Consider the following 294-nt stretch of genomic DNA (forward strand, 5'->3'; position numbering starts at 1 on the left):
ATACTTGCCGTTGGTTCTACAACAGGACCTCCCGCTGAAAGATTATATCCGGTACTTCCGGTGGGAGTCGAAATAATTACTCCGTCTGCAAGATAAGTATTCAAAAGCGTTCCATTGACATAGACATTAAACTGTACGATCCTGATATTTCCTTCCCTCGTCAGCACAATATCATTCACCGCAAGATCTCTTTTTTCATCTCCCGCCACACCTTCCAGCATCATCCGCAGTTCGATCGCTGCGTGTTCTTCTCCGCACAGTCTGTCGATGGCATACTGATAATCCTTCAATTCT

Annotated in this window: 1 pseudogene; it reads right to left on the reverse strand. The window is 45.2% G+C overall.

Annotated features, from left to right (window positions below):
- A pseudogene (locus tag PZH32_RS13405) lies at positions 1–294 on the reverse strand (hypothetical protein); the annotation flags it as partial.

The sequence above is a fragment of the Adlercreutzia equolifaciens genome (genome assembly GCF_029076695.1).
In the GTDB taxonomy this organism is placed as follows: domain Bacteria; phylum Actinomycetota; class Coriobacteriia; order Coriobacteriales; family Eggerthellaceae; genus Adlercreutzia; species Adlercreutzia equolifaciens_A.